The 24594-nt window shown below is 40.2% G+C and carries 21 protein-coding genes and 1 other annotated feature; of the genes, 3 read left to right on the forward strand and 18 right to left on the reverse strand.

Annotated elements, in window-relative coordinates:
• Positions 1-106: 106 nt before the first annotated feature.
• The 5 genes from metG to bsdcttw_RS24555 form a co-directional block, all read right to left on the reverse strand.
• The gene (gene metG, locus bsdcttw_RS24535) at positions 107-2101 is read right to left on the reverse strand and encodes a methionine--tRNA ligase (RefSeq protein WP_185257376.1); all 1995 of its coding nucleotides are present in this window, start codon (positions 2099-2101) and stop codon (positions 107-109) included.
• A gap of 98 nt (positions 2102-2199) precedes the next feature.
• Positions 2200-2467 (reverse strand) — a binding site (T-box leader).
• 146 nt (positions 2468-2613) lie between these two features.
• On the reverse strand, positions 2614-4353 hold the full coding sequence (locus tag bsdcttw_RS24540) for a class I mannose-6-phosphate isomerase (protein ID WP_185257377.1): 1740 nt from the start codon (positions 4351-4353) through the stop codon (positions 2614-2616).
• 15 nt (positions 4354-4368) lie between these two features.
• Positions 4369-5088, reverse strand: a complete 720-nt coding sequence (locus bsdcttw_RS24545) for a GntR family transcriptional regulator (RefSeq protein ID WP_207726467.1) — start codon at positions 5086-5088, stop codon at positions 4369-4371.
• A 30-nt stretch (positions 5089-5118) separates the two neighbouring features.
• The gene (locus bsdcttw_RS24550; protein WP_185257379.1) at positions 5119-6018 is read right to left on the reverse strand and encodes an ROK family protein; all 900 of its coding nucleotides are present in this window, start codon (positions 6016-6018) and stop codon (positions 5119-5121) included.
• Positions 6019-6041: 23 nt separating this feature from the next.
• Positions 6042-8486: a glycoside hydrolase family 38 N-terminal domain-containing protein gene (locus bsdcttw_RS24555; protein ID WP_185257380.1), complete on the reverse strand. Its 2445-nt coding sequence runs from the start codon at positions 8484-8486 to the stop codon at positions 6042-6044.
• A 325-nt stretch (positions 8487-8811) separates the two neighbouring features.
• On the opposite strand from bsdcttw_RS24555, the gene bsdcttw_RS24560 reads away from it, so the two are divergent.
• Complete coding sequence (locus bsdcttw_RS24560) at positions 8812-10563, forward strand: DUF885 domain-containing protein (protein ID WP_185257381.1); 1752 nt, start codon at positions 8812-8814, stop codon at positions 10561-10563.
• Positions 10564-10857: 294 nt separating this feature from the next.
• Here the strand turns inward: bsdcttw_RS24560 and bsdcttw_RS24565 are convergent, their stop codons facing one another.
• The 5 genes from bsdcttw_RS24565 to bsdcttw_RS24585 all read right to left on the reverse strand — a co-directional run bounded on the left by bsdcttw_RS24565 (position 10858) and on the right by bsdcttw_RS24585 (position 15158).
• Positions 10858-11634 (reverse strand): ABC transporter permease, encoded by a 777-nt coding sequence (locus tag bsdcttw_RS24565; RefSeq protein ID WP_185257382.1) that lies wholly within the window; start codon positions 11632-11634, stop codon positions 10858-10860.
• 140 nt (positions 11635-11774) lie between these two features.
• Positions 11775-12626, reverse strand: a complete 852-nt coding sequence (locus tag bsdcttw_RS24570) for an ABC transporter permease (protein WP_330602335.1) — start codon at positions 12624-12626, stop codon at positions 11775-11777.
• A 14-nt stretch (positions 12627-12640) separates the two neighbouring features.
• Positions 12641-13639 carry an ABC transporter ATP-binding protein gene (locus bsdcttw_RS24575; protein WP_185257383.1) on the reverse strand — a complete coding sequence of 333 codons (999 nt, stop codon included), beginning with the start codon at positions 13637-13639 and terminating at the stop codon, positions 12641-12643.
• 367 nt (positions 13640-14006) lie between these two features.
• Positions 14007-14534 (reverse strand): spore maturation protein, encoded by a 528-nt coding sequence (locus bsdcttw_RS24580; RefSeq protein ID WP_185257384.1) that lies wholly within the window; start codon positions 14532-14534, stop codon positions 14007-14009.
• 39 nt (positions 14535-14573) lie between these two features.
• A complete protein-coding gene (locus tag bsdcttw_RS24585) occupies positions 14574-15158 on the reverse strand; it encodes a nucleoside recognition domain-containing protein (RefSeq protein ID WP_185257385.1) in 585 nt (194 codons plus the stop codon).
• Between the two features lie 353 nt (positions 15159-15511).
• Here bsdcttw_RS24585 and bsdcttw_RS24590 point away from each other — a divergent pair, with 353 nt between their 5' ends.
• Positions 15512-15769, forward strand: a complete 258-nt coding sequence (locus bsdcttw_RS24590; protein WP_185257386.1) for an AbrB/MazE/SpoVT family DNA-binding domain-containing protein — start codon at positions 15512-15514, stop codon at positions 15767-15769.
• A 107-nt stretch (positions 15770-15876) separates the two neighbouring features.
• Here bsdcttw_RS24590 and rsmI read toward each other — a convergent pair whose 3' ends face one another.
• The 7 genes from rsmI to bsdcttw_RS24625 all read right to left on the reverse strand — a co-directional run bounded on the left by rsmI (position 15877) and on the right by bsdcttw_RS24625 (position 22245).
• Complete coding sequence (gene rsmI, locus bsdcttw_RS24595; RefSeq protein ID WP_185257387.1) at positions 15877-16719, reverse strand: 16S rRNA (cytidine(1402)-2'-O)-methyltransferase; 843 nt, start codon at positions 16717-16719, stop codon at positions 15877-15879.
• A 123-nt stretch (positions 16720-16842) separates the two neighbouring features.
• Complete coding sequence (locus tag bsdcttw_RS24600) at positions 16843-17682, reverse strand: tRNA1(Val) (adenine(37)-N6)-methyltransferase (RefSeq protein WP_185257388.1); 840 nt, start codon at positions 17680-17682, stop codon at positions 16843-16845.
• A gap of 2 nt (positions 17683-17684) precedes the next feature.
• Positions 17685-18593: a PSP1 domain-containing protein gene (locus bsdcttw_RS24605; protein ID WP_185257389.1), complete on the reverse strand. Its 909-nt coding sequence runs from the start codon at positions 18591-18593 to the stop codon at positions 17685-17687.
• A gap of 21 nt (positions 18594-18614) precedes the next feature.
• Complete coding sequence (holB, locus tag bsdcttw_RS24610; protein WP_185257390.1) at positions 18615-19607, reverse strand: DNA polymerase III subunit delta'; 993 nt, start codon at positions 19605-19607, stop codon at positions 18615-18617.
• Positions 19608-19624: 17 nt separating this feature from the next.
• On the reverse strand, positions 19625-20065 hold the full coding sequence (locus tag bsdcttw_RS24615; protein ID WP_185257391.1) for a YaaR family protein: 441 nt from the start codon (positions 20063-20065) through the stop codon (positions 19625-19627).
• A 105-nt stretch (positions 20066-20170) separates the two neighbouring features.
• Positions 20171-20764 carry a guanylate kinase gene (locus tag bsdcttw_RS24620; protein WP_185257392.1) on the reverse strand — a complete coding sequence of 198 codons (594 nt, stop codon included), beginning with the start codon at positions 20762-20764 and terminating at the stop codon, positions 20171-20173.
• Positions 20765-20808: 44 nt separating this feature from the next.
• Positions 20809-22245: an aminotransferase class I/II-fold pyridoxal phosphate-dependent enzyme gene (locus bsdcttw_RS24625; protein WP_185257393.1), complete on the reverse strand. Its 1437-nt coding sequence runs from the start codon at positions 22243-22245 to the stop codon at positions 20809-20811.
• Positions 22246-22439: 194 nt separating this feature from the next.
• On the opposite strand from bsdcttw_RS24625, the gene bsdcttw_RS24630 reads away from it, so the two are divergent.
• Complete coding sequence (locus bsdcttw_RS24630; RefSeq protein WP_185257394.1) at positions 22440-23063, forward strand: flavodoxin family protein; 624 nt, start codon at positions 22440-22442, stop codon at positions 23061-23063.
• A 189-nt stretch (positions 23064-23252) separates the two neighbouring features.
• Here bsdcttw_RS24630 and bsdcttw_RS24635 read toward each other — a convergent pair whose 3' ends face one another.
• On the reverse strand, positions 23253-24248 hold the full coding sequence (locus bsdcttw_RS24635) for an SPL family radical SAM protein (protein ID WP_185259953.1): 996 nt from the start codon (positions 24246-24248) through the stop codon (positions 23253-23255).
• Between the last annotated feature and the right edge of the window lie 346 nt (positions 24249-24594).

The following is a 24594-nucleotide window of genomic DNA, read 5'->3' on the forward strand; positions in this document are numbered from 1 at the left end:
CTTAATAAATAACCCCCTGTATAAAAGTGTACCGGCCCCCCAAAGTTAGATCAAATTCTAACGCTTGGAGGCCGGTACATTAGTTTATACAGGGGGTTCTTTTAAGTTAACAGATCTCAGCTCCGGGTGTCATATTCTTTTCCGGTATCATAAGTGCAAGGTCACCGTTCTCGTCCTCCGCACATAGCAACATTCCTTCTGATAATATTCCGGCAAGTTTCGCAGGCTTTAGGTTAACTAATACCATAACCTTCTTTCCGACCATTTGCTCCGGTGTGTAATATGCCTTAATTCCGGATACAATCTGTTTTACCTGGCTTCCGATTTTCACCTGGGAGCAAAGAAGTTTCTTGGACTTTGGAACTTCTTCACAAGCAATGATCTCACCTACCTGAAACTGCATTTTAGCAAAATCATCATAAGTAATTTCTTCTTTGGCAGGAAGGTCAATAACCGCTGCTGCTTCATTTGCAGCTCCCTCTTTCTCTGCATCTTTTTCAATGTTTTCAGCTACTTTTTCGGCTGCTTTTGTAGCTTCAACCTTCTCCAGTACCTCTTTCATATCCAGTCTTGCAAATAATATTTCAGGAGTTTTGGTAACTTGATTGCCGTTAGGATATAAGCCATAGGTCTTCAGGTTCTCAATATCTCTAAGTTCTGTATTTAACTGGGCAAGAATTTTGTCTGAGGTTTCCGGCATAAAAGCCTTTAAGAGACTGGCACCGATTGTAATGCTCTCTACCAGATTATAAAGGACAGTTTCAAGTCTTTCCTTTTTATCCTCTTCCTTTGCTAAGGCCCAAGGCATGGTTTCATCAATATATTTATTGCATCTCTTAAAGAGGGTAAAGATTTCAGTCAGTGCATCTGCTACTCTTAGCTGCTCCATCTTAGCAACTACCTTATCACAGGTCTTAACTGCCAGCTCCTCTAATTCTGCATCTACGGGTTCCTTAACTCCTGCATTTCTGACAATTCCTTCAAAATATTTATTAGACATGGATATGGTTCTGTTTACAAGATTTCCAAGAGTATTGGCAAGGTCGGAATTCATTCTTTCTACCATCAGCTCCCAGGTAATGACACCATCATTGTCAAAGGGCATCTCATGAAGCACGAAATATCTTACTGCATCAACACCAAAATAAGATACCAGTTCATCGGCATAGAGAACATTGCCCTTGGATTTGCTCATCTTGCCTTCTCCCTGCAGCAGCCAGGGATGACCAAATACCTGCTTGGGCAGAGGTATATCAAGAGCCATCAACATAATAGGCCAGTAAATTGTATGGAATCTTAAGATATCCTTTCCGATAAGGTGAAGGTCTGCCGGCCAGTATTTTTTATATAATTCGCCGTGATTACCATCTGTATCATAACCCAATCCGGTAATATAGTTGCTCAGCGCATCCAGCCATACATAAACTACATGCTTTGTATCAAAGCTTACCGGAATACCCCATTTGAAAGAGGTTCTGGATACACAAAGGTCCTGGAGTCCGGGAAGCAGGAAATTATTCATCATTTCGTTCTTTCGGCTCTCCGGCTGTATAAATTCGGGATGTGTCTTGATATGCTCAATCAGTCTGTCCGTATAGTTGCTTAACTTTAAGAAGTAAGCCTCTTCTTTGGCAGGCTGTACCTCGCCTCCGCAGTCCGGACATTTTCCGTCTACAAGCTGTGATGGTGTAAAGAAGGATTCACAGGGCGTACAATATAATCCCTCGTAAAAACCTTTGTAGATATCACCTTTCTCATAGAGTTTCTGAAAGATTTTCTGAACCTGCTCTTCATGATAAGTATCGGTAGTACGGATAAATTTATCGTAAGAAGTATTCATTAAATCCCAGATATCCTTAATCTGTCCGGCTACACCGTCTACAAATTCCTTCGGTGTTATACCTGCTGCCGCTGCCTTATTCTCAATTTTTTGACCGTGTTCATCCGTTCCGGTCTGGAAAAATACATCTAATCCCTGTTGCCTTTTAAATCTTGCGATACTGTCAGCTAATACAATCTCATAGGTATTACCAATATGGGGTTTACCTGAGGTATAAGCAATGGCAGTCGTGATATAATAAGGTTTTTTGCAATTACACATAAATATGCCTCCTATTACAATTAGATTATTCTAAGTTTGTTTATGAAACAGAAGCTTTGCCTTTCCTTCCTAAAATAAAAAAAGCCCCCGTCTTCTTATATAAAGACGAGAACATGCTCCCGTGGTACCACTTTAATTCAGCCCTGGCGGACCCTCTTTCCTGCTAATCTTCCCATAAGCGGTTCTCTTCTTATAGTTCGTACAGGTTGTCATGATAACGGGTGCTCCCGTCGCAGCCTAAAGGTCTCCCATTCGGTGCGAAGCTCCAAGACCATCTTCAATAACCTTTCCGTGACCCTCTCTCAGCAATTCAAGGGCTCTCTGTCCGCGCAAAATATTATCTACTCTTCTTTTCACAGCCTTTTGATATAAGATATAGTATAGTCAATTAAGTTTGACATCATACATCAATTGAGTTTTAGCATAACACCCTGGTTAAATTTTGTCAACTCTGTTTTCCCTGTAAGCTGGTATAAAAAAAGCAGAGAAGTTATTATCCCTGCTTTTTTGTGCTATCTTACCGTTGCGACGATAACTTTTATTTTTTCTCCTTCCAATGCTTCCAGCACAAATTCTTCTGCTCCGGCCGGAACGATGAAGGTCTCGCAATAATGAATTTTCTTTGGCGTCCATTCCCCATTTTTACTCTTTAGCCATGCTTCTTTACCTTCTATAAGATTAAGCACTGCCACGGAACCTTTCAGTGATATCTCAACTTCACCGCTAAGAGTATACCTGAGAGTCTCAATGAATTCATACTCATGAAGACCGGTTCTTTCAATAATACACCTGCCGGTATCGGTCAATAGTTTTTCCTGATGGATTAAATTACTCATAACCCAGCCGGTATCCCGGTTCCATTGAATATTTTTACTTCCATGTTCTATATGCACCGGTCTTGGAAGTCCATCCAATCCTATGTGCCCCCAATCCCATAACTTAAAAGTAAATATATAAGGAGTCGCACTTATTTCCAGTACCTGTGTATCCTTTCCGGAGCAATGAACGGTACCGGCCGGGATTAATATATGATCATGCTTCTTTACAGGTATGCGGTTTATATACTTTTCCGTATCAAATAGTAGTTCCCCGCGGTTGGCTGCCTTAAGCTCCGCAAGCATTGCCTCCCTGTCAACACCCTCCTTTAGACCGATGTAGACACAGCTGTCCTCCGTTGCATCCAGAATATAATAGCTTTCATCCTGGGTGTAGCTCATCCCGAAGGTATTTTTTATATAATCAAGGGTGGGATGTACTTGAAGAGAAAGGTTTCCTCCCTCAAAGGTATCCAGCATATCAAATCGAATTGGAAACTCTGCTCCAAATGTTTCATAAACCCGGCTGCCAAGCAGTTCCACCGGATACAACCTGACTAAATTCATAGCAGGAAATGTAACTGAATTTTTACCAAAGCAAAATCTTACACTATTCTCTTCCGGGACACCATCGAAGGACCAGCCGTAATTATCCGCTTCCGGCTCTAACTCAAAGGTTTCCTTCATCCACTGGCCTCCCCAGACACTCTTATCAAAATAAGGTTCCATTCGAAAGGGCTCTCTGGATATTGTGGAATATGCCCGGCGGAAAGTACCACGGTCTATTATTTTCAGCTCATTACTGACATTGGCATCAATCCAATAGTCGACCTTGTCAAAATTTTCTTCCTTATGAGTGTCAGCCAGTCTCCATTCCAGGAAAAATCCGATTTTATATTTTGTAAGTATCGGCGCTTCCGGGTTATGGAACATCCAGTTAGCTGCTCCGGTACGATATCTAAGCTGTATCTCCCAACGGGTTATATCTGCATAATAATGAATATCTCCCTTGGCAAAAAGGCTCGCTCCCACGCCAATCAGAAAAATAACCTTTCCCTCGTTTTTTTCTAACTGTGTCATCAACGCAGAAACTTTTATCTTATCAAAACAGTTCTCCAGACGGTCCCCAGTCATATATCCAAAAACGCGGTCCTCTGTGATATTCCTGTCAAATCTGCGGTATAATTCTTCATCTGAAAGCTTGCAATTATCCGTATCAATGAGCTGACCTGTCTTAATTTCTCCTAGGAGCGACAACAGGCTGTTCTTATCAACACCGGGATATATATCGAATACAAAGATTTTATTCCCTTGCTTTATCTGACTTATTATTAATTCCAGCAGCTTATTATTTCCAACTAAGACGTCCTCATCCCGATCATTTATCCTAATACCCGGATTTACATCATAATTGTGTTTAGAGTGGTAACTATACATAATCAACCTTCTTTATTAAAGATTAACAGAGTATCGGTATTTATCCCCAGGATAATAGCAGATTGAGTATTCCACCTCATTATCCTGTTGATCATAGGCTACTCTTGTCCTTTTAAAGGTGGGAAACCCTTGGGCAACTTCCAGGTATTTGGCAACTGCTCCCTCTGCCAGTGTCGCCTCCAGCTGATCTCCCGCCCGCGTAATATTAATGTTGTACTTTTCCTTTAGAACCTTATACAAAGAATCACTGTATAAGCCTGCATCTAAAGGCAGGTTTTGCATTTTAAGATATGTTACGGAGTACACCAGAGGCTTATTATTGGCACATCTGACACGAGTCAGCTCATATACGGCTGAGTTTACACTTATACCTAAGTTACCCGCTACTTTTTCAGTGGCGTTCACCAGCTTAATCTCACAATAACTCGTCTGCATTTGGATGCCATGAAGCTGCATTTCTTCCGAAAAACTGATAACCCTTTTTAAATTCTCTTCAATTTTTCCATAGGTAACAACAGTACCAATACCTCTCATGCGCTCTACATAGCCCTTATTAGCCAATTCTCCTACTGCAAGCCTGACTGTCATTCTGCTGACGCCATACTGTTCTTGAAGCTGCTTTTCACTGGGAATTATTTGTCCCGTAGTATATTCTCCGTGTTCAATTGCCTCTGCAATCTGCTGGGATATCTGCAGATATAGTGCCACTGCGGCCTTCCCCCTATCCAGTGTCATTGCCATTTCCTCCATCTCCCGGGTATCTTCTTAAAGCCCGGTTAATCCCTCCATTATTAATCCTGAAGTATCTTCTTCCACCATAATATGAATATCCTGCTTCTCACACTCTTCTTCTATTTTTGAAAGAAATAAGCTGCCGGAGCGGCTGATATTTCCGCCTATGACAAAAGTATTTGCTTTAAAGCTTTTTAAAAGAGGTAAAAAAGCAGCATTTAAGTTCTCACCAAACTCCTTGTAAGCTGCTATGGCTCCCCTATTACCGGCTATAGCCATTTCACTTAATTCTAATGGAGTTAACAGCCTATTGCAATACTTCAGGGACAATTTATTAATTCCTCTTACTGAAATATAGTCGTCTATTATGGAGGACTGGAAGGGAACAGGGTATGCCCAGCCTTTTTCCGGAATTCCTTCCTGTATATCATCCGAAATGCTGCCGTTTATGGAATAGGCCGTACCTGCTCCGGTACCGATACACAGATATATTACCCGGTATCCCTCATGGAGTTTTCTTTTATGCATAACTCCCCGTGCATATGCTTCCACATCATTTATGAATAAGAAATCCATTCTGTCTCCAGATGTGAATTTTACCTTATCGGTTATTCCTCCCTTTATCATCTCATGGGGAATAGATACACCATATAAGCTTTCGTATTTGGCCAGGCCTTGCATCAAAGAGATTCCTTTTCCATAATCAAATGGTCCGGGAAAAGCCATACGTATACTTCGTATGGTCTTTCCCTCTTCGGTAATACCTTCCCATATCTGAGCGCATAACGAAATGAAATGCTGTATAATAGCTTCTTTCCCTTTCTCTGCATTGGAAGGAAAATAGTACATTTGTGATGTCTTATTGTCATCCAAACAGTAATAACTTCCTTTTATGCCTGTTCCACCTATATCCAGCAGCAAATCGTATGTCATAATGTCCTCTATTCCTCTCAAAGTTATATATAAAATCCTAAAACGCCTTCATTCACTGCCTTACAGCATTCCATCGCTTCTTCCGGTGAAGCATGCTTGCCTGTAAATACCGTGTAAGTAAATTCATAAAAGCCCCCTAAATCTGCTTTAAAATTTGTTTCCCAAAAATTATTCATAATCCAGGAATACGCCTTCGAACGGTTAAGCTCGGTGTTATTGCCATCACATAACCGGATTGGAGCTGCCTTTCTTTCCCCGAAAGTAACCAGAGGTGCGTCCTTTGTACCTACTATAATATCTGTATCCTTTCCTGTCCGAACCAAACCGTTTTGTATCAGGTAGAAATTCTGACAGGTTCCTGGAAGCTGATCAATACCGGGCCGTATAATACAACCGGTTTTTTCTACAAAGGTCTCCCCTTCACCTGCTGTAAAAGGTAAGGCTACATATAGATTCTCCGGTTCCCATACACTTTCCTTATGCAGGCACACTTTTGCCTCCAGTAAGGGAGCTGTTTTGTAGACTTTTAGAAATACACTGTAATATCTGGTGCCCGGAAGTTCATAGGATAGCTTTGCTGTTACAAAGACACTGCCGCTTTCCGTAATAACAATGTCCGTAAGTTTTGACGTACTTCTTTCTGTGGCAATACTGCAGCGATTTCTTCCCATCTGTCTTCGCACTTCACAGGGATTATTATCCTTCATTGGTGTAAATTCATAGATACCTGTAAATGCCCCTTCTGCACAATCCTCTGTTATGAATTTCCCTGTCTTTTTATCAAGTATGGACGCAATTCCTTTCTCCTTGGAGAATTCCACTTTGAAATAGTCTGTTTCAACAAGGAACGGTGTTTCCAGATATTCACCGTCTACCTCAATATCCTTCACTCCTTCAGCACCGATATGTGCATGGTTTTTGATAGTGGAAGCATTTTCAAAGTTTTGTTTTAATTTTATTATCTTTTCTTCACCGGGGGCCAGGTCTACAACAACTTCAACTTCATGGGCTCTGGATATTCTGTGTCCCTGGCATATAAGTCTTTCCCCTGTATTTTCATCGTAAGCTTCAATAACTGCACCGGGATTCAATGGATTTCCATCTATGTACTCCCAGTACTCTATGTAAAGCTTGACAGTGCCCTGGTAACGAAGCGGCTGCGGGTTTATTACTTTATACCGTTGGTGTTTATTCGCATCGATCGAGACTTCTCCCAGTTTTGAAAGAATAATATCCAGATTTCTTGAAATATCCGTGTTTGCATTAATAGCATAGGCATCTTTCTTTTTCTCCAAACAAGCAACCAGGGAATCCCAGGGTTCTGATATGGAAGAGGAATACCCCCATGTGTGCTCAGCATACAACATGATATTTTCTGCGGCAGCCTCTAAAAGACTGCTATTGCCAAGTTTCTGCTCCGGATCGAGTTTTTTACACAGGTCATATTTTCTCTGGGCTTCCCTGCATATTTTTACCGCATTTGCGGTAGACCCCACTCCGTCAGCCCACCAATCCGTGAAGTCTCCCTCATAGGTCGGAATTTTTTCCTTACTTCTTTTTACCCTGGCAAAAAACTCATCCAAAGTAACCATTTTTATTGTAATTTTTCCTTTAAAGAGTAAATTCAAGTCATTTACCCTCTTAGCGATAAGCGCATTAGGAGGGGCATTATCCGTAATTGCACCGGAAACCATTAACGGGAAGAAATCAAGGGGATATTCTTCCTGCTCCAGATTAGCGCAATATCTGAGTAACCTTGTCTGTGCAATCTCAAGTTCTTTTTGTTCGGTTTCTTCTATCCCGGAAGTTCTAAACCCTCCTGCCTGTTCTGTACGAATATCATCGAACAGCATATAGGTACTGCCGCCATGAGGGCATAAATACATTTCATTGCCCATATGGTAATGTTCACTTTCCCAGACAAGTACTTTATTTTTCTTTGGTCCCTGCCAGTAAAATGGCTGCTGCTTTCTATATAGAGGGAACATACCATGATGAGGGTGAAGAGCACACAGGAGATTTTCCACACCACACTCCCCTAAAACATCAGGATATCCCCATGCATATCCGTTAATATCCGCAGACATACCACTCTTAATCTCTACACCGATATCTTCTCCAAACTTCTTTGCCTTCATCGTTCTGGAGAACAGAACTTCTCTGTCCACTAATTCTGTCATATTCAGGTAATTGCCTGAGAGTCCGATTTCGCCGGCCTTTACATATTCCTCGAACTTACTCTTTTGCTCCGGTGTTGCACTGGCATAGAAGTTCTCAATCTGCCATTGATTCTCACACTGCCACTTAAATCCCTCACAGTCTTTAAGCTTGCCGCTATGTATGTCGTCCAATATCTGTATAGCCTGCAGAATAAAATCCTTGTGATAATTCATCAGTTTTTCCTGTCGTTCCGTATATCCAATATCCGTATGAGAATGATGAATTAAATAAATCTCCCAATTTTTCATTGCTATAGTTCCTTTCTTGGATTCCTTAAATTTTCAAAGTATAGTACTATTGAATCATACGTTATAACGTTATAACCTTTCTGCTATATAGTAACATTCCTTTTTGTTCTTGTCAATAAAAAGACTCCTCTATAATAAGCAATTGCAATTATTACGAATATGGCAACTGCGGTAGAATAATGAATTTATTTTTCCCTCCTTACATAAGCTTTAATAACAGTCATATAATAATTGGCTTTAAAGCTTGACAAACTTTTAGAAACCTTATATCTTGCATATAGGTGTTACTAATGGTTCCTATTTGCCCAAAGAAAGGTATGATTCTATGAAAAAACACAGAAAGCTATTTCTTGTTTTCTTTTCTCTGCTTTTACTTATGCTAATATTGTCCGGATGTGAAAAGAAAACAAATAAAGAGTCTACTCGCAAAGATTTTGACAGCTTTACCAACGAGGTATTTAAAAAGGAAGTAACCCAGGATACCATTACGCTGAATTTTTCTTTGGCTAATCCTAAGAACTACGGTATAACCAATCCTCCTGTTACCTTTGGCCATTATTCTTTAAGTGAAATGAAAAAGTCCCTCTTAGCAGCTGAGAATTATCTTGCTGCCTTAAAGGACTTTTCCTATCGTGATCTGGATAGTAAGCAAAAGCTGACTTATGACATCTTAAAGGATTACTGGACCCTTGAAATGAACAGCGGTAACTTTCCCCTATACAACGAAATTCTTGGACCTACCACCGGCCTTCAGGCACAGCTTCCCGTGCTGCTGGCAGAGTATAATTTCTACACCAAGGACGATATTGATACCTACATAAAGCTGCTTCCCGGTATTACCGACTATTTTAAAGAAATATGCCAGTATGAAGAACAAAAATCTAAGGCCGGTCTTTTTATGAGCGATAGTGTTGCAGACAGTATTCTGGCACAATGTGAGGCCTTTATTGCCGATAAAGAGAATAATTATCTTATTGAGGTATTTAATGATAAAGTATCTTCCTATAAGGGTCTCTCTAAAAAAGAAATAAAAGCTTACGAAAAGGCCAACAAAAACGCTGTCATAAACAACGTTATCCCCGCCTATCAGCTTTTGATAGATACCTTAAACAGCTTGAAAGGCACCGGAAAAAATGACGGAGGTCTTGCCGGGCTGCCCAAAGGCAAGGAGTATTACCGCTATCTTTTGGCTTCCAATACCGGTACCGACCGCTCGCCGGAAGAGCTGATTAAACTCTTGGATAATTCAATCTTAAGTAATTTAAGAGCTCTTAATGCTTTAACATCAAAGGATTCCAAGATATATGAAGAGGCTGCAAATGTAAGTTACCCTCTCACAAAACCGGTGGAGATATTAGATTACCTCAAGAGTACCATAAGCCAGGACTTTCCGCCCTGCCCCAAGGTTGATTTTACAGTAAAATATGTGCATAAATCCCTGCAGGATTATCTAAGCCCTGCCATGTACCTGGTTCCGGCTATTGATAACTATAAAAATAACGTTATCTATATCAACGAAAATCCTGATTATCAAGGCCAGGAAATCTTTAATACCCTTGCACACGAAGGTTACCCCGGGCATCTCTACCAGTCCGTTTACTTTAGAAATACCAATCCAACTCCTATACGAAGCCTTTTGAATTTTGGAGGTTACGCCGAGGGGTGGGCCACCTATGTGGAATTCTATTCTTATCACATGGCCGGCTTTTCCGATAACGAAGCCTCTTTCCTCGAACACAGTATGGCAGCTAATATGTCCCTGTACTGCCGGCTGGATATTGGTATTAATTATGAAGGCTGGAATATTGCTCAGACCGCTTCTTACCTCCAGCAATTTGGTATCACCGATAAGAACACCGCCAAGGTTCTGTATACAACTATGGTTGAAGAACCTGCCCTCTATCCGGAATATGGAGTTGGATATCTGGAATTTATGGAGTTAAAGAATACAGCACAAAAAGCCTTGGGTAATAAATTCAACCTAAAAGAATTCCATAAATTTGTCTTAGATATTGGCCCCTCCCAATTCGAAATTATCGATAAACGCATGGACAGCTGGTTAAAAACCCAGAAGTAAGACGCGCTTAAAGAATGGGCCGAGGATTTCGCAGACCCAATCTTACGTAGGAATTACGCCCTTCAATTATTTCATTACACCTCAAGATTGGGCCGAGGATTTCGCAGACTCAATCTTACGTAGGAATTACGCCCTTCAATTATTTCATTACACCTCAAGATTGAGCCGAGGATTTCGCAGGCTCAATCTTGCGTAGGAATTACGCCCTTCAATTATTCCATTACACCTCAAGATTGGGCCGAGGATTTCGCAGGCCCAATCTTGCGTAGGAATTATTCTTTTCAATAATTCCTACTAGGATCCGGTGGATTTATAATGTTTTACTCCGACTCTCCACAGCAAAAAGCATGGAGCCAGAAACAGTAATGCGGCAAGGGGCAGGCCCATATAAAAAACCTTATCACTTTTACCCAGTATATACAGTAACGGATAATATTGAATCAAAGCATAGGGCACCAAAAAGGTGCACAGCAGTAATACCTTACTTCCATATACACTGATAGGATATTTTCCGAATTCCCTTGCTCCGTCTGTAAATATATTCATAAACTCCAGACCTTCCAGGGTAAAAAAGCAAAGCGCCGCATATATCACAAATAATCCGAAGAATACCCCAGTCCCCCCTATAATCATAAAAATAACCGTAAGTATCCTGGCAGCATTCCAGGATACTTGTGCGTTTACAATGCCATAGACAAGCATAACAATTGCCTGAAGCATACGGCCTAACCTGGTTAGTTCTATTTTAGTACCAAGTACCTGTAATACTATATTTCTGGGCCGGACCATAATCCTGTCAAAACCACCGTTGGACAGAAGAGAAGCAAAGCCGTCAAAGCCTCTTGCAAAGCATTCAGCCAAAGAGAACTGCATCAGTACAATGGAAAAACACAATAAAACCTCACTGAACCGGAAGCCCTTTACTTCATTGAATCTTTGAAACATAAAAAGTACTCCTAAGAATACATTAAAAGCCACAAGGAATTGGCCCAAGGTAGTCATGATAAAGGAGGTCTTGTATTCCATGGCACTTTTTAGTTGAATATTAAAATATTTAAAGTATAGTTTCATAATAAACTCCCATGATATGCGCTTTCATATACACATAGATATTTACACTGTCAGCGTACCGTAATCCGCCCTACCAACGGCCGCAGATATAGGTGCCGTTGTGCCGTTCAAATTAACGCAGGAATAAATTGTCTATTCCTTTAGCCGCCTTGCACTGTTACTTTACTTATCCCACGAGCTAGCATCCATCTGCCAATCAGAATCAATGCCACACACCAGAATAGCTGCAGTAATATTCCTCTATAAAGCTCCATTCCATAGATATCGCCCCCGTAAATACGAAGGGGAAGATTCTGCATCGATGCAAAAGGGAGGTAGGAAATCACCTTTCCTATCTTTTCCGGAAAAAAGGGTAAAGGAATAACTGCACCGGTTAAAAGCTCTGATACAGCAGAAGCCAGAAGCCTGACACCAAGCGCTGAAATTGTGTAAAAACATATAATATAAGTAATCATGCAGAAACTGATTACTACCAAAAAGGCTAAGATTAAAGATAACAGAAACCACCCTGCCGCTTCCGGACTCTTGGGAAGTGACAGTCCATATGGCTTTGGTAAAAGCGCAGCTACAATTAGTATGGGAAAGGCCCTGAGAACAGCTTTTGACAGTCTGGTTGCCATATTTCTTACAAACCACATATTATAGAGAGATATGGGTCTGCACAATTCATAGGCGACATTCCCGCTTACAATCAAATCAAAGATTTCAACCTCAAAAAACCAAATCATATAGATGGACAGCAGTGCCTGTTGCAGCCAGATATAGGAGGTCAGTGCAGAGAATTCCATGGGAAAGGCTGCTTTATTATAAACATAAAACGTTTTAAACATAAGGATTTCAAGAGTTCCCCAGGCAAACTGCGTTACGATGCCAGCCAAGGCCGCTGCCCTGTAGGTTAGACCATAAGTAAAACGAATACGAAAAAAAGAGAGGTACTTTTTTATATCACTACCCATTCTAAGTTTATTATCAGAAGTAGATTTCCCGAACATCAAAAATCCCTCCTCTATATTTCATATTGTTTGTATAAGCCTACTACGACATCATCAAGTGATGCCCCTGCTACCGAGATATCCATGATATCTGTCTGGGAAGACAGATACGAAATAGCCTGAGACACCTTTAATATCTCCGTATCCACTTGGATAGTAAGAACTCCCTGGCCGGCTAAGGACTGTTCCTGTGCTCCTGTAGTAGTAAGCCTCATACCCTCTGTCATTAACGGCAACATTCCATTATACTGAACTGTTAACTGCCTGATCTTAGAGAATTTATCCCTTACTTCCTCCAGATTTCCGTCCAATAAAATCTTTCCCTTACCAATAAGTAATATTCTTTTTGTAAGAGCCTCAATGTCTTGCATATCATGAGTGGTTAAAATAACCGTAGTACCGTGTTGTCTGTTCAATTCCAAAATAAAACTTCTAACAGCAATCTTTGAGACTGCATCTAAGCCAATGGTCGGTTCATCTAAAAACAGAATTTTGGGACTATGAAGCAAAGAGGCTCCAATCTCGCATCTCATCCTTTGTCCCAGAGAAAGCTGTCTTGCCGGTGTCTTTAAGATATCCTCCAAATCCAAAAGTTCTGTCAGTTCTGATAGTTTTTTCTTGTATTCCGTTTCTTTTACCCGGTAGATATCTCTTATTAATTCGTAGGAATCCAGGATGGGTACATCCCACCATAATTGGGAGCGTTGTCCGAATACTACTCCGATGTCCTTAACATGCTCCACCCGTTCCTTCCAGGGGACTCTTCCATTTATCAAACAGTTCCCTTTGTCCGGCGTTAAAATACCGCTTAATATCTTAATAGTGCTGCTCTTTCCCGCACCATTGGGACCGATATACCCTACCATTTCACCATCTCCAATGGTAAAAGAAATATCGTCCAGTGCCCTTACCTCCTGGTATTCCCTGTGTACAAAAGACTTCAATGCTTCCTTAAAACCAGCACTGCGTCTTGCGACCTGAAAGGTCTTAGTAACTCCTGTTACTTCAATCATATTCAATTTCCTCCTGGTAGTAATACTTCACATCTTTCATCATCAGAGGGCATATCCGTAAGCAGTTTTACTGTTTCCCGGACATATCCATAAATGAATCAAATTTCCATATCTTGCCAAGTCTTCCTTCCTGGATTTTGCCAGAAAGAATGGTAGTACGAACTTTGCGAAAGGAACTTAATTATAAACCCTTTGGGATTTTGTGTCAAACAGTTTAGCTCTTTTATTGTATTTTCTATTGGGGTTCAGCGCTTAAACTGATGCTGCAGGTCTGAATAGTAACTTCCATATACAAAAAACAGCCATCTTTCTATTTCTAGGGTTGTGGCTGCTTTTACGGCTTAGTTTATGTAGTTCTGCAAATAATTTAAAACAACAGCTTTGTTAAAAAAACACTTGTTACAATCCCTGCAAAAGTCGCAAACAATGCTCCTGATAAGGTATAACGGGTCTTCTTAACACCGGCTGTCATAAAGTACACGCTCATGGTATAAAAAATTGTTTCGGTGCAGCTCATTATTATAGAAGTAAGTCTTCCGATAAAAGAATCCGGTCCATACTGTTTGAAGATATCTAGTACAAGGCTGGTAGCTGCTGATGCTGAAAATAGCCTTACAGTAATTAACGGAACCAGCTCAGAAGGAAAGTGCAATAAATTTGTCAAGGGCTTTAATCCACCGGCCAATAAATCCAGTGCTCCCGAGGCTCTCATAATTCCGATTGCTACCATAAGCCCTACTAATGTAGGCATAATATTTAAGACTACCTTAAAGCCGTCTTCAGCTCCTTTTGTAAATTCCTGAAAGACCGGCGTTTTCATAAGTAATCCGAACCCAACGATGTAAAATATAACAAAGGGCATTAAATAATCAGAAATATACAGAATAAACTTCAATGTTCTTTTCCATTCCTTTCAATTTTTCTTTTAACCTTATTATTTTTCTCTGGCTAATTTTCTAGCTACAAGAGAAAATATAATTCCTGCAACGGTAGATACACTGGTCGCTACAAAAGCGGCACCAAGAATTTCTGTGGGATTAACAGAGCCATACTGGGTACGGTAGGCAATGATATTGACCGGTATTAATTGAAGTGCCGAAATATTTATAATCAAAAACGTACACATATCACAGCTGGCGGTTTCCTTATCCCGGTTTAGCTTTTTTAATTCTTGCATAGCCTTTAATCCCATGGGAGTAGCAGCCCAGCCAAGGCCTAGAAAATTCGCTATCATATTAGATGCTATGTATTCTTTTGCCGGATGTTTATCCGGTATATCGGGAAATAAAAGCCTTAATAATGGATTGATAGCTTTTGTCAGGGCATCCACTATCCCGGCTGCTTTCGCAACCTGCATAATCCCTGTCCAAAGGGCCGTGAACCCTAACATCGTAATACATAATAAAATTGCCTCTTTGGCTGAGGAAAGCGCAGCGGCATTTACGGCATCTATTTTACCGTTTAAGGCTCCTACTATAACTCCGATAATAATTAGAAATCCCCAAAGATAATTCAGCATATTGACCTCTTTCTGAAACAATAAGAAATTTCAACCTTTACTAATACTATATTCTCAGGTTTTTAAAATAATACTTGGTCTTATACAAATTCCCAAGACATCGTATGTCGTATTGTGTCGTATTTAATGTTGAATCCGCTTTGAATTTGTCTTTATTTATCGAATATCATCACACATCAACTCTTTAAACCGCTAAATTACCATATTTAGGAAACATATTTCGTTACTTTTTAATACTTTTATTACAATATTTTCTATAAAATACTAAATAATTGCTTAATTTTATATTTCCTTTATTGACTTTCTAATATTTGTATGGTATTTTAATTAAGTATTGTAGGAGGTACATATATATGAAAAGCACAGGAATAGTTAGAAAGCTTGATGAGTTAGGAAGAATCACTCTTCCCATCGAGCTCAGAAGAACCCTTGGAGTTGGGGAAAGAGATCCCCTTGAAATCTTTGTTGACGAGGACAGAATCATATTAAGAAAATATGAGCCTGCTGATATCTTCAACGGATCCAAAGATAATCTTATTGATTATCATGGAAAGAAGATTTCTAAAGAATCTATTGTAGAGCTAGCAAAATTAGTAGGTATTATCGAATAATACAGCTCAAAAGAAGAAGCCTGTAGATGCGAAATAATCGTTTCTGTGCAGGCTTCTTTTTTATTTTAAAAACTATTTTTTACAGCCAATATTGGAATTTTAGAATATTATTCTGATAAAAGCATCTGATAGATATCCCTTTTAGATACTCCTCTGTCATTGGCAACTGCTTTCATGGCTTCTTTTTTATCCATGCCTTTATCCAGGTATATCTTCATATGGTCATTGAGGGAGAGCATCTCATACTCTTCCCGCAATTTTTCTGCCAGCACTTCTGCTTTTTGCCCTTCCAGTACTAACAAGCATTCACCTTTGGGTTCTTCTTCCGTATAGTAGCTTACTGCCTGAGACAGACTGGTAAGAAAAGCTGTTTCATGCTTTTTCGTAAGCTCCCTGATTACAGATACTTTTCTGTCCCCCAGTGTTTCCTCCAACTCTTTTAAGGTCTTTAAGAGTCTGTGGGGCGCTTCGTATATAATGATTGTTCTGGTCTCTGTCTTTAATTCCTTAAGGATATTCTGTCTTTCCTTTTTGTCCGACGGCAGAAAGGCTTCAAAGGCAAATCGCCTGGTAGGAAGACCGGAAAGAGTCAATCCGGTAACAACAGCGGAAGGTCCGGGAAGTGATGTCACTGTAATTCCTGCTTCATATGCCATTTTCACAAGTTCTTCTCCGGGATCTGATATTCCAGGTGTTCCGGCATCGGTTATCAGGGCAATATTTTCTCCCTCTTGGAGACGCCCGATCAAATAATGTCCTTTATCAATCTTGTTGTACTCATGATAGCTCGTCATAGGTGTATTTATTTCAAAATGATTTAACAACTTTATACTATGTCTTGTATCCTCCGCTGCAATCAAATCTACTTCCTTTAAAGTGCGAAGAACCCTTAAAGTGATGTCCTCCAAATTGCCGATAGGAGTGGCGCATAGATACAATGTTCCGGCCATGCTTCTTGTCCTCTTTTCTCATACTATGAAATCAACTTCCGGTATTTTTACCTCTACAGCACAACCTAAGAAGGGCAGAGGATTTCACAGGTACAATCTTTGTGATAATTAATTTATTATTAATCAATATCCATAAACATCATAAATCTCATCTGTATATTGATTTACTTCTTTATAAACAATAAGCGGAGGTTCCACCTTTATCATAGAGCCCCCTCCCTTTACCGCTTCAATCAAAACCATGTTGGGTTCTTTATCCAGAAAGGGATGAACCATCCTCATACGTTTTGGCTCAAGTTTATAAGCCGTTAAGGTATTAATTATCTCAATCAGGCGAAAAGGCCTGTGAACCAGATAAAACCGGCCTCCCGGTTTTAGTACTCTGGCTCCTTCCCTTACGACATCCTCAAGGGTACAATGAATCTCGTGCCTTGCTATCGCTTTCGGAAGGTCCGGGTTCTTTAACCCATGAAGATTATTCATATAGGGCGGGTTACTGGTAACTACGTGAAAGGAAGCAGCTCCGAAGAGATTTCCTGCTTCCTTAATGTCTCCTGTTACAATTGATATCTTTTGCTCCAGCTTATTTAGAGCCACACTTCGCCTTGCCATATCGGCACTCTCTTCCTGTATTTCAAGGCCTGTAAAGTGCTCTCCTTTTGTCTTTGCTTCTAAAAGAATCGGTATAATCCCGGTACCGGTACCCAGATCCAGCGCTTTTTCGCCTTCCTTTACTTTTGCAAAACCGGACAGGAGTACTGCATCCATACCAAAACAAAATTTCTTACTGTTCTGTATAATCTTATAACCGTTTCGCTGCAGCTCATCTATTCTCTCTCCAGGAAGCAAAAAGCTTTCACCGTTTATCTTGGTTTCCGGACTTACCTGACTATCTTTTAAAGCCCTGTTCTTATTCTCTATTGTTTCCTGGGTAATATCAGGGGTCTTGCTCTCATCTCTCATTGTTATACATCATCCAGATGGGATTTTCCTTCCTTCATTTCAAGCATTTCAAGTACTCGAAGCTCTTCATCCAGAGCAACTTTTTCTTTACGCTTTTTCGCATTGAACTTAAGCGTGGAGGCTTTGTATTCCCGTACTTCCTTCTCATCGTTCTCAAGGGTTACAATAACCTTAACCAATTGCTTTAATACTGTTACACTCTGAACTTCACCTCGAAGGCCGTCATTTGTAGTAACCATATCTCCGACATTAGGAAGCTTGCTGTTTAAATCCTCATAAGCTTCTTCCTCATGTTTTAAGCAGCACATAAGACGTCCGCAGACTCCGGATATTTTGGTAGGATTCAGTGAAAGATTTTGTTCCTTTGCCATCTTAATGGAAACCGGTGCAAATTCAGAAAGGTGTGTATGGCAGCATAAAGGTCTTCCGCAGATGCCGATGCCTCCCACTACCTTTGTTTCATCCCTTACACCAATCTGGCGTAACTCGATTCGGGTCTTAAAAACACTTGCCAAATCCTTTACAAGTTCCCTAAAGTCAATTCTTCCGTCTGCAGTGAAATAAAATAATACTTTGTTGTTATCAAAAGTATACTCTGAATCAATGAGCTTCATTTCCAGTTCATGCTTCTTAATCTTTTCCAGGCAGATCTGGAAAGCTTCCTTTTCTTTCACTTTATTCTTAATTTCTATCTCATCGTCTTCCGGTGTGGCGGTTCTGATTACCGGCTTTAGAGGCTGAATAATTTTGTTCTCTTCTACGTCCCTTGGCCCTATTACCACATGACCGTATTCAACGCCTCTTGCTGTTTCGACAATTACATTATCGCCTTGATTTATCTCATATCCGGCAGGATCAAAAAAATAAATCTTACCGGCTCTTCTAAAACGAACTCCTATTACCGTCGTCATAAAATAACCTTTCCTCTTTCCTTAGTTTTCTTTTATGGTAAGAAACATAAGTTCCATTACAATGTCAAAATTTACATTGGCATTAAGGCGAACCTTTGCTTTCTCCACTGCCTTAATAACCTCTTCCAGGCCTTCATAACTTCTCTTACTGGCCTGACGTTGTATTTCAGAGTATTCACCCTTATATAATAAAAGATTAATATCCTTTGTAACCTTAAACATTAAGATGTCACGATACCATAATGTAATAAGATCCAGATACTCGTCTATATTTTCCTTTTGCCCTGATAAATCCTTAAGTCCGTCAATCAGTTCATATAATTCCATCTGATCTATATACCTTAACAGATGAAGAACCTTGTCCTTCATAGCCGCAAAATTCTCACTGGACGCATAGGAGATTGCCCTGCCTATGTTTCCCTGGGCGAATACCGCACTAAGCTCTGCCTGGTAATCGGGTGTTTTATAGACTTGCATCAAAAATGTTTTGATGTCTTCTTCACCTACCGGATTTAATTTCAGAATAACACATCTTGAAAGAATCGTAGGAAGAAATGCATTGATGTTATTGGTAAGAAGAATAATAACCGCATAAGAGGGAGGATTCTCCAAAGTCTTTAGCAAAGCATTCTGAGCCTGCTCTGTCATCTTCTCCCCATCTTCAATAATATATATTTTACGGCTGCTGCTATAGGGTTTTATCAGAACATCATTATTCAGTTGATTTCTGATATCATCCACCCCGAGACTTGCCTTTTCGTGAGTCACATAAATAATATCCGGGTGATTTTTTGATTCTGCCTGCAGACAGGATTTACAATGACCGCAGCCGTCTCCGTCCTGTTCCCTATTCTCACACTGGATGCCTTTTGCAAAGGCCCAGGCTAAGGTTTTCTTGCCCATCCCCTCTTCACCGGAGAAGATATAGGCATGAGAGACTGTTTCCGTCCTGATGGCAGTCTTTAGATGTTCCTTCATCTGTTCATGACCAATTATCTGTCCAAATCCAGCCATTTCCTACCGTCCCTTCGTTATGCAAGTATATCTAAAAGTAATCCCTTAATTTCATCTATTTTATTTAATATGGCAATGGTGTCTTTCTCATCTTTTATTAGTTCTAGGGCTAACTCGTCCAAATTCTGATCGATGAGCTTTATCATACCATATACACGGTGCCGGCCTCTCCTGTCCAGAAAGTTCTCTCTGCTGAACTTGTGAGAACGATTCACCACTTCATTCATAAAATCTTTGATTAGCTGCCGGTACTTTCTCATATCCCGGACATCCATATGCTTTCCCAGTTTCTTACCCTGCTGAGTGATTTCTTCCATCATCAGGTTCAGCCGTTCTTTTAGTCCCTGTTCCTCAATATTGCTGATTAGGGTAAATTTAAAAGAACCGTCTGCTTCCGGCAAAGGTGCAGTGGGTTGGGTTTGATTAACAGGTTGCATTTGATTTACTTTTATGTCCATACTTCCCTCTCCTTCTCTCTTCCTTTCACCCGTGCCTTAAGTTTTTGCATATGCTAATTCCAGTTTCCATTATAGCATAACCGGAAAAAAATATATAGAAGAATTTTAAATTCCCATATTTAACCTGATATCCTTTAGGATTTCTGCCAGACATAGTTCTCTGTCTGTATTGTCGTATCTCTTTATAATCCCAAGAGCCTTCAGATTTTCTTCTTTAAAGTCTTCCTCATCTGCCAAAAATCTTCTGCAAAGCTCTGCATATTTCGGTTTCTTCTGAGTCTTTTCCCGCAGCAGAGCTCTCTCCAGGCGTAGTCCATCCTCCACCTCCAGATAGATCGGATACACTCGTTCTTCTCCAAAGTATCTTCTAATCTGCCCATAGGATTCCAGCGTGCCAAGCATAATGGAACTGCCCGTTTCGAAATCAATCTGTCCGTCATCCAAGGTAAAATAGTCCCATACACCGTGCATGGTATCATATGCTCTGTGTTCAATAACTTTATTTTCATCCTGATAAGTTAACAGAGCTTCCTTACTGACAAAGAAATATTCTCTGCCATCCTGCTCGCCGTCCCTTATCGGTCTTGTGGTATATCCTACAATTGTTTTTAAGGAAAGCTCTTCTCTTTGAGTAATATCCCTAAATACCGTATCTTTTCCTGATGCGCTTTTGCCCATAACAACAAACAGCTTATGCATTCCTTTACCCATTCCTTTTATTTATATATTTTTTATGAACTTATCTAAACTACAACCTTTATCTTGCAGGCATTAAAATCACTTAGTCCCTGTATGGTCAATTCCTGTTCTTTATACACAGCTATCAGGTGAAGTATATCCTCTGTAATCTCCTCCCCCGGTACCAATAAAGGTATTCCCGGCGGGTACAGATAAACATACTCCGCTGCAATTAAGCCTTTGCTCTCCTCTAAGGAGATGGTCTTTGTTTCGGCATTCTGAGCCTCTTCACAGGTAGTTAAGACCTTGGCGGGACTTATGCTGTAATCTATGGACTTACTAGCAGAAGCTTTTTCTTTATGCCGGTTATCCAGGCTCAAGCGTTTATCCACTTCGAACAGTGCCCGGAACAACCTGTCAAAGCCTTCCTTCCGGTCGCCAATACTGGTCATTCCCAGACAATAGTCTCCTGCTGCCATTTCCATCTGTATCTTATATTCTGTAAGAAGCATATGATAGAGCTTTGTTCCGGTATACTCCGTTCCTCTGACACTAAGGTTCAATTTTGATGGGTCAAAAGCATAACTGCCTTCTGCCCTAACTATATTATCGGTTAATAGCCTGATATTCTTAAATTCTTCTGCCGCCTTGAAGAACTCTGTTAACATTTCATAATAAGCTGCAAACAGTTCTTTTCCTCTGCTTTCCAGCAGCTCCCTGCATTTATCCATCCCTGCCATCAGTATGTAGGAAGGGCTTGTGCTTTGATAAATGGAAAGATACCTTAAAAGCTTGTCCTTAGCTATCAGGCTGCTATTTGCATGAAGCAGGGCACTTTGGGTGAAGGCCGGCAGCGTTTTGTGAATACTTTGAACCACAATATCAGCACCACAGGCGACAGAGTTCTTTGGGAAGCCGGGATGAAATCCCAAATGGGCACCATGGGCCTCATCCACCATAAGGGGTATTTTGTACCGGTGGGCTGCTTTAGCTATCCCTTCTATGTCCGATACCACTCCTTCATAGGTAGGCGAAGTAACTACCACCAATCGAATGTCCTTTTCCCTCTCCAGAATTTCTTCCACCGTTTTTGGGGAAATGCTGCCGTTTATACCAAAGCTCTTTATCCTCTCCGGATAGAGATAAACCGGCTTAAGCCCATTTAGATAGATTCCATGATAGACGGATTTATGACTGTTTCTGGCTACCAAAATCTTGTCTCCTCTATTCGTGGCAGCAGAGATTCCGGCAAGAATTCCGGCAGAACTTCCGCCCACCAAATAATAGGTATCCAGGGAGCCATAGATTCTTGCCCAGCGTTCCATGCCGTTCTTTATAATACCCTCCGGCCTGTGCAGGTTATCAAAACCATCAATTTCTGTAATATCAATGGAATAGGGATTTACCATCTGGAGTAAGTCTGTATTTCTCTTATGCCCCGGCATATGCATCGGGTAGTATCCTTCTTCCCTGTATTTTAATAAACTCTGATATAAATCCATTTATGAATACCACTCTTTCATAGTTCAAATGTTCTTTTTTCTTAAAACTTTCTATAGTTATCATTCATTGTATCAAATCCCCTCGTAAAAACAACCTTTTTCCTCTTTTCCGATTAGAATTTAAGTGTTATTATTTAAAGGTAGCTATTTTTACTAATAAAAATATAATTCGATTTGAAAGGGCATGGTTATTTATGAAAGTTTTACTTATTAACGGAAGTCCTAACATTCACGGCTGTACATATACAGCACTGGAGGAAATCGCCGGTACTTTAGAGAAGGAGCAGATATCTGCTGAAATATTTCACATAGGAAATAAACCGATAAGAGGTTGTATGGATTGCGGAGTCTGTTATAAATTCCCCGGGAAATGTGCTTATGATGATGACACTGTTAACAAAGCGCTGGAACTGGCAAAAGAAGCGGATGGATTTATTTTTGGCGCCCCTGTTCATTACGCTTCGGCTTCCGGAGCCATTACATCCTTTTTAGACCGTTTCTTTTATTCCGGTACCGGATTTTCTTACAAACCCGGTGCTGCTGTAGTAAGCTGCAGAAGAGCAGGTTCTACCGCTTCCCTGGATCAGCTAAATAAATATTTTACAATATCCAATATGCCGGTAGTTTCTTCCCAGTACTGGAACATGGTGCACGGAAATACTCCTGAGGAAGTACGTCAGGATTTAGAAGGCATGCAGGTTATGAGAAATCTTGGAAAGAATATGGCCTGGCTGCTTAAATGTATTGAAGCGGGTAAAAATACAGGAGTTCCTCTGCCTCAACCAGAAGAAAGGGTATTTACTAATTTTATTCGTTAAGATATACACTAGCCTTGTCTAGTAACCTAGTGAGCATCTATATGGATATTATCTTATCCTGCTGTAAACTTCTTTACGTGATTTATACAATCAAAAAACCGGTTAAGGCTTTTTTTGCTGTCTTAACCGGTTTTTTATTAAACGCTAGCTTTCATTGTAATATTAGTCTGCCTGCCCAGCCTATTATATTTAACTAAAATAGAGAATCTTATCCCTTCCGAATCTTTTATCTATCTCTTCTAATAAAAAGCTTTCTCCTTCCTCCCGAAGCTCCGGCCGATAGCAGTATTTTCCCATACCTCTGCCCTTCATAAGCTCTTTATCATAAAGGTCAACCGCTTCCGGAAAGGCTTCCTTGTTTATACTCCTGTGAATAAAGCTATAGGTCATAAAGATAATCTCTATAAACATAGATTTTTTCACTTTAGGAGAGAGCTTTTCCATTAAAACATCCAGAAGTTCACTATAAAGTTCCTTCCAATTATCCAGAAATATCACCGGTGCTATCAGAATACCCACTGGGTAATCGGCTTCTGCCACCTTATTCAGCGCTTCAATCCGGTTCATAAGAGAAGCCGTGCCGATTTCAATATTGCTGATAATATACTGAGGATTAACAGACATCCGAAAAATAACTCTGCCCTGGTGGTTTATGTTTAGCATCGGCTCCACCATATTAAATTTAGTGGGAAATGTAAGCTTCCCCTTACTGGCTTTTAGGAACTCCTCCAAAATCCAGGGCAGATTACCGGTAATCGTATTCTCGAGAATCAGGTCACTGTTACTGCCGATTTCAAAAACATTTTCCGCATCACTTCTTTCTGAAAAGCGGATAAGCTTATTCATCATTTCTTCCCGGTTGACAAATACTCTTAAGTAAGAGCATTTATTATAATTACAAACCAGGTAGCAATAAAGGCACATAGCCGTACAGCCCGAAGACGTAAAGGGTACCAGATAATCGGATACCTTAAAATTCGGTGAATACTTGTGGGTCTTTCTGGTGCCAAGGATTAAAAGAGTCTTTAACTCTTTAAATTCCTTGTTTTCTTTTGTTCTAAGCTCTTCAATATTGTTATGGCTTTCTATCTCTACCCATTCAAGGTCCTTGTATTTTTCTTGCAGCTCCCTGCCTAACTTATACCCTAAAACATCCGGTTCATAATATATCTTGGAAGGTCTCATGGTTTTTCCTTTCATTTGCATATCAAATTAAATGTTATCCATGATAGTATCTTCCAAGTTATATGTTTTTATTTTAAAGAATTTTTAGTCATAAAGACAGTCTTTCACAATGGGACCGCAATTTTCAAAAAGCAGAAAGACTCCTGCGCTGATTCTAAAGCGCATTTGCTGGTTCCAAAGCGCATTCGCTGGTTTCAAAGCGCATTTACTGGTTCCAAGGCGCACTCGTTCTTTCTGCTTTTTTAAAATTGCCTGTATATGTTTTAAAACAAGACTTTTGATGTTCATATGAAGTTTTGTATTATTATATTACTATAGTACCAATATAACTTAATAACTTAAGCTT

The sequence above is a fragment of the Anaerocolumna chitinilytica genome (assembly GCF_014218355.1).
GTDB classification, from domain to species: Bacteria; Bacillota; Clostridia; order Lachnospirales; family Lachnospiraceae; genus Anaerocolumna; species Anaerocolumna chitinilytica.